Here is a 6,370-nt window from a genome sequence, read left to right as displayed (position 1 = left end):
TCTTGGTCGACTGCTGTCTTACCGGGAGCCTCCTCTCATCCGCCATCGCTCCGCGCACACCCACCGCGACCAGCGCCGTCAGGGTGAAAAGAGCTCAGTGACCAGGACATCGAGATAAAATGCCTCAGCGCCATGCAGAAAGCCCCCACGCTTCAAAGAATAATGAAGTGACTGGCTATCTGATGCTATCTCAGTAAACTGCTGGCACCCAAGATCCGCCCACCAGAAGGGAAGTCGTGCGGCGCAGCGGGCCATTCATAAATTCGCGGCACGATTGCCATGAACATGTAGGCACCCCTTGTGCCCAGCTTGTTCAATCAATATCAGCGTAGGCAACAACGACAAGCTCGTGATACACCTGCTTTAAGTACAGCTGCCGAAGCGCATCGAGTATGCCCAAGTCCGATCACGAGGCACTGCACAGCATAATAGAGGCGCTCATCCTGCAGAGCGATGCAGTGGCTTGGGAAATTTCCATTGCTTTCGATATCCATGGACGGGCGCGATGAGCGAAAGAGACGAAGTGCTGCAGCTTCTAGAAAGTGCGAACGAGAAGCCAGCAGTCGAATACTCGCAACCGCAGATTTCACGCGAGTCCGCCAGATCGGATTACTTCGTCAACACCGACAACCTTATAGAGGCCGCAAAGAAGCTGACGGCCGAATACGAGGATGAGGATAAAATTCTGGAAGGACGGCCTGCTGAAAAGATTCTATTTCAAGGATGGAGATCTCTAGTAGCATTTCCGGAAGTGTATCCGGAGGGCTATGCTCTTAAGGCGATAGGCATAGTCGCACACCATGAACTAGCAAGAATTTATAAAGACTTCCGCTACCAATATCGCTTCACTGGCCGAGTAGTCAATCAGGCGGCCGGCCAATATTTGGGCGCGGAGCAGGAGCTGTTAAATGTCGCGAATGATATCAGTGGCGAAGATAAGGACGACCTGCAGGAACAAGACTCGCGACCATGGTGGGCCGGAGCAGGGGTCGCAGAAAAGCAGAAACTATTTGGTGAGTGGTGTGCAAGCCTTGTGATTGGATTCAATCAGCGCGACATCGAGGATTGGAATCCAAATTGCGAGGACCTCTATCGGACAGTTCATGCCATGCGTCCTGAACAAACGCGCGAAATTGGTGTCCTCTATGAGGAACTTCGCGACCGAATTCGTTCCAGCCTGACAGTTTTAAGAGAGCAACACGAGAACATTTTTCATGGATGGGGAGGGGAGGCGGCTAATTTGTGTCTGGACTGGCTGAGAGGTTTGGAATCTTACGGCATTGAGCTCGAGAACGCAGCTGCCACTATAGCCAATGCGTATGCATGGCACGAAGGAAAACAAAGGACATGGCAGGAGGCAATGCGCGACCATGACTGGATGTGGCGGCAACTAGACGACTGGGTCCCTAACGCCCACTCTCTGGGTAGGGAAGTAGCGCAAGTGATTCAATGGCAGACGCTCGCTACTATTTACGCTTTTCCGCTTGACGACACTCCTTGGCCCGGTCGATGACTCCGACCCGCGGTCGCTTTGTGCTTCGAGCGCATTGAGGGTCCTTGGAATCACTGGAGTGACAGCTAGTGAGCTTTTCCACCCTGATGGTTCGGTGATCAGAAGGTTGCAGGGCGGTGGCGGAGGAGAAGGGGCTACCGGTAAGACAGCAGTCGACCAAGATCCGATGCCCCAACCGGGAGCCTCGTTGCCGTCTTGCCCTGCCGCCATTCCGCTGTCCCATCGCACTCTTGCCGCCTGACCGCGCTCATCCGCGTACAACGTCCCGAACGCCGCTGCCAGTGGCGGGGACTAGATCGGGCACAACAGGCATGGTCTGGCGCACCGGCATCAGACCGCGCATCGCCCGCCGCGGCACTCCGCACGGCTCCGGGCTGGGCGTTCACCGCTGGGTGGTGGAACGGACGATCGCGCTGCTGCACTGGTTCCGCCGCCTACGCATCCGCTGGGAGGTCCGCGACGACATCCACGAAGCATTCATGTCGCTTGCCGCAGCGATCATCTGCTGGCGGCGCCTTGTCCGCTGATCTTTCTGTTAGGACCTTTAAGAGCTGTCCCGGAATGCCAAGAGGTGGCATTGGTCCTACTGATGGGCGGCCGAGCGGCATGATGAGCAACGTGACCAACGCTGCTGATCTACACCCGACCGCATACCGGGCTACTACGACGGACCCGTCGCCCGGCGTCCCGAGCTGCTTGACCAAAGGCTGTTCTGGCACGGACACCTCTACTCCTGCGCTCAGGGCAACGCGGGCAGGTTGCTGTGGGGCGCCGATTACGCCTGGGCCGAACATCGGAACTTTCAGCGACGGCTGTGGGAGCGAGGCGACTGGCCCGTCTTCACCGTCCCGCTCGCCGCAGGTCACCGACTCCACGTCGTCTACCGCACCATTGAGAACGAAGCGGGCGTCGACTACCTCCTGCATCACCCGAATTGGGACCAGGCGGATCTTATCGCCAGAGACGACGGGCACTTCATGGGGCCCGGCCTGTCCTGGACGGAACTGGTCGCCGCCGCGGACAATGCCCCACCTGATGGGACCACTGCCGACTCCGATGCTCACCTTCTGCTCCTCCTGCCCGCGCTCGGCGACAACACGGTCCCCGAGCAAGCCGTCTACCGTCTGGCGGCAGCGCTGAGCGCACGTTTGGGAGTCAAGGCCCCGCAGCCCCTGGCAGTCGCCCTCTTGGAAAGCCAGGGACCGTCAGGTCCTGCGCATTGGGCCACTGCCTATGGCGGCGTCCGGATTAACAACGGCAGGTACTCCTTCCGTAACCCCGCCAACGACTTCGCCCTGGCGGACGATCACCTGGCGCGTGTGTCTGCCGCGCTGACTCCATGACCGGCAGGCAATATCGGCCGGCCCTGAAATGATCAAGTCGTGGCTGGTGTGATCACGGCGTCGGAGCCGTCCTGGATAGCCCCGTCCAGCGGGCTGAGTCTGCGCGGCTTCCGTAAGCTGATCACCGCGCTACGACGGGAAGGTGCAGACCCGATACGCAAGGGCCGCCCCTGGAGCCTGCCTTTGGAAGACCGTGTGCTGCTGGTGACAGCGTACTGGCGCACGAACTTGACGCTACGGCAGCTGGCACCGCTATTCGGCGTCTCGAAGTCCGCAGCCGACCGCATCATCGATCATCTCGGGCCGTTGCTCGCGCTCCGGCCCCGCCTGCGGTTTCGCAAGGACGCGGTGCTCATCGTGGACGGAACTCCGGTGCCCACGCGTGACCACACGATCGCCGAGCAGTCGAAGAACTAAAGGTACTCGACCAACCATCAAGTCGTCATCGATGCCGATACCCGGCTCGTGGTCGCGGTCGGTCGGCCCGTGCCCGGCAACCGCAACGACTGCAAGGCGTGGGAGTTGTCCGGCACGAAGGACGCCGTCGGCAAGACCACGGTCATGGCGGACGGCGGCTACCGAGGCACCGGGCTGGTCATCCCGCGCCGCCGCGAACGCGACCAGGCCGAACTCCCGGCATGGAAGAAGGAACACAACGCTTCCCACCGCAAAGTCCGCGCCCGCATCGAGCACGCCTTCGCCCGGATGAAGGGCTGGAAGATCCTTCGCGACCGCCGTCTGAAAGGCGACAGCGTCCATCACGCCATGCTCGGCATCGCCCGTCTGCACAACTACGCTCTCGCCGGATGAGGGAACGGGCCGCACCGCACACGACCGCATCCCCGGCTCACCGCTGATCATTACGGGACAACTCTTAAGGTGAACTGGCGCAACGGTCCGAAGTGCGCCTCGATCGGGTTGGCCCAGGACGCATAGGTTGGCGTGAACAGCAGTCTGACCTTGTGCTTCTTGGCCCACGTGCGGTGCGCCAGTTCTTGTGGGCCGAGAGGTTGTCTGCGATCACGTAGACGGGGCGCCGTCCGGCCGGGTAGCGCGGATCGAGCGCAGGGCGGCCCAGGGTGTGCGGTCGATGCCCTTGAAGCCCTGCGCCACTGCTGTTGCTGGATTGATCCCCGTCTGGCATCCACGGTTCCGGCCACTGAGGCCGACACAAACGGGCCTGCTCGTCGTCGGCGGCGGTCCAGGCGGTTACGTCGCAGCACTGCGCGGCCCAGCTCGGCCGCCAGGTCACCCTCATCGACACCGACGGCCCTGCCGGACTCGAAGGCGCATGCGTTCGGGTGGGCTGTATTCCCTCCAAAGCGCTCATCGAGGCCGCGAACACCGTCGATGCCATCGCTCTGCCGCCGCCGGCCTCGATGCCGCCGTCACCTTCGACATGGCCCGGTGGCAAGCATGGCGAAAGAAGATGGTCGATGACATCGCCCCTGGCCCCGCGCTCGCGCACAAAGCCTCTGCCGAAGGCATCGTGGCAGCCGAAGCCCTCAGCGGCCACACCGTCGCCTTCTCCCCCGGCCGCCATGCCCGCCGTGGTGTTCTCCGATCCCGAGGTCGCGGTGGCAGGTCTTGTGGCGGGTCCGGACCGGAGCGCCCTGGAGGGACCTGCCCGAACGCTACGGTCCTTGAAAGACCCGCTAACGAGCGCTTGCGCGCGTGGACCCCGACGGCACGTGGGACTCCATCAAGCAAGCCCTCATGGTCGAGGCCGACCGGCGCGGTGAGCTGGACTGGAACAGCCAGGTCGACTCCACCATCGTGCGCGCTCACCACGCCGCCGGAGCCCCCGCGCCGACATCCACAAGGGCTTCCTCAACCAGAAGTCCTTGTCCAAGGCGGAGGTGTTCGTCGTGTCCATGATCTTTCGGGTATTCGGCCTGTGACGTTCCGTCGATGTTCCAAAGGACATGGCAGAAATTAGATGATAAATGGCAGCCGTTGCGCTTTCCTTGACGGTAGTAGCTCTACACAATGTTGATTCACCGGCTCTCAGCAGTGTCTCCTGACAACACAGCGCGATGCTGGCAGAGCCTTCTGTAGCTGTGAGGCCGCCATGTGCTTCCCAACTCAACGGAAGGAGAACCGTCGAAGCGCAAAATTGGCGTACACTGATTACCGTTACTGCTCTGCTTGCAGTCATTTGTTTGGAGCGGCGCTTTATCACCCTCTTTTGCCATGCCGCACTGACGGCTTGGTCAAGTAGCGTCTCGACACAGAGTCGATTGATCGAAACAAGCTTCCGACGGCCTCAGCGTTCTTGTGCATGAAAGCCAGCTGGGGCTATAGCGGACAGGGACCTGCTTGTTGCTGCGCCTATTGCTGTGTCGATTACCTGTGGTCAGGGTTCATACAAAGGGCCCCAAGGAACGCCATGGTTCCCAACCAATACCAAGTCGACCCCTTCACGGCACGACGCCTCACCAAGAAGATCGGCGAGCCGCTACCTGACGGCGCGCTTCAAGCGCTGTACGAGTTCGAGCGAGAGCATTCCGGCATCGCTAAGGTCTTCGTCGAAGCGTTCGGGGACAGCGCTGAGTCCACGTGGATCCGCGCCATGCTGCTGATCAAGCTTGGTCGGGGCGAGTACGTTGACCGACTCAGCAAGCTCGCGGCCAATGCAGAGCGAGACATCGCGTGCCAGCTAGACGGGTTGAGGCGCGGGCGGGCGCGGCAGGTTGGGCCGCTTCAAGCGATGTACGCACGCTCCGAGTCTCCTCACCCGAAGCCGAGGTTGCTGCTGCAGTGGCTGTTTGGGGAGAGCCCCTCGCGCCGCTGGTGAGCGCCGTCCCTTTGCCGCCAGCGAACTGGTCATCCCCCAGGCTGTAGCCAGTAAGGTCGCCTTGTGGCTTGCCGCGCGCGACGGCATTCTGCTACCGGCATACGCCAGTGGTAAGGCCACCATGGCTGGTCTCGGTCTCCAGCGGGTCGGGCGCAGCGTCTACCGCTGCCGAATCCCCCCGGCACGAGGGGGCGTTGTAGCACTATGCGTCTCACAGGCCGATTAGAAGTTCCTGTTCACCTCTTGTGCCTTTTGTTAACTTTGGGCAAAATTTCCCCAGATGTGACAGAGAGCACCCGTGGGGGGTGAACATGGAGTTTGGTTCGCCGGATGCCGAAGGGCTGCAGGCCTATGCCAACGAGCTGCGGTCCCTATTCACGCATATACAGGACGGGGCGCTCGATCTGCACCGGCAGGCGCGTGCCGTTCAGGTGACCGAGACGTCCGCCGATGGGCTGGTGTCAGCCACTGTGGGCCCGCTTGGAAATCTCCTACGGCTCGACCTCGACCCGCGAATCTATCGCCAGCCGGATTCCAGGCAACTGGCCGATTCAATCACCCAGACCGTCATCCGCGCGGCCGCCCAGGTTAGGGAGCGCGTGGTGGAGATTTTTTCGCCGTTGATCCCTCCTGAGCACATGGCGGCCCACCTCGAAGGTGACGTCGAGACCGTGATGCGCCAGCTGGCGGATGGCATGCTCAAGGAGAGGTGAAACC

At 61.4% G+C, this 6,370-nt stretch carries 4 protein-coding genes and 3 pseudogenes; 6 read left to right on the top strand and 1 reads right to left on the bottom strand.

All coding sequences use genetic code 11. The annotated features are described in order from the left end of the window. Window positions 1-505: 505 nt before the first annotated feature. The 4 genes and pseudogenes from ABFX50_RS48630 to ABFX50_RS48615 all read left to right on the top strand — a co-directional run bounded on the left by ABFX50_RS48630 (window position 506) and on the right by ABFX50_RS48615 (window position 3,666). On the top strand, window positions 506-1,513 hold the full coding sequence (locus ABFX50_RS48630) for a hypothetical protein (protein WP_346157623.1): 1,008 nt from the start codon (window positions 506-508) through the stop codon (window positions 1,511-1,513). Between the two features lie 326 nt (window positions 1,514-1,839). Next, window positions 1,840-2,040: pseudogene (locus ABFX50_RS48625) on the top strand (transposase); the annotation flags it as partial. A gap of 231 nt (window positions 2,041-2,271) precedes the next feature. Further along, complete coding sequence (locus tag ABFX50_RS48620; protein WP_346157621.1) at window positions 2,272-2,856, top strand: hypothetical protein; 585 nt, start codon at window positions 2,272-2,274, stop codon at window positions 2,854-2,856. Window positions 2,857-2,895: 39 nt separating this feature from the next. Next, a pseudogene (locus ABFX50_RS48615) lies at window positions 2,896-3,666 on the top strand (transposase). A gap of 65 nt (window positions 3,667-3,731) precedes the next feature. Here ABFX50_RS48615 and ABFX50_RS48610 read toward each other — a convergent pair. Continuing rightward, a pseudogene (locus ABFX50_RS48610) lies at window positions 3,732-3,927 on the bottom strand (transposase); the annotation flags it as partial. Between the two features lie 1,318 nt (window positions 3,928-5,245). Between ABFX50_RS48610 and ABFX50_RS48605 the strand changes: the two are divergent. Continuing rightward, window positions 5,246-5,653, top strand: coding sequence for a hypothetical protein (locus ABFX50_RS48605; protein WP_346157619.1), 408 nt, complete (start codon window positions 5,246-5,248; stop codon window positions 5,651-5,653). A gap of 311 nt (window positions 5,654-5,964) precedes the next feature. Further along, window positions 5,965-6,366, top strand: coding sequence for a YbaB/EbfC family nucleoid-associated protein (locus ABFX50_RS48600; protein ID WP_346157626.1), 402 nt, complete (start codon window positions 5,965-5,967; stop codon window positions 6,364-6,366). Window positions 6,367-6,370 lie beyond the last annotated feature (4 nt).

Source organism: Nonomuraea recticatena (assembly GCF_039533245.1).
Lineage (GTDB): Bacteria > Actinomycetota > Actinomycetes > Streptosporangiales > Streptosporangiaceae > Nonomuraea > Nonomuraea roseola.
The sequence above is the reverse complement of the archived record's forward strand: the minus strand, read 5'-3'. Positions and strand labels throughout refer to the sequence as shown.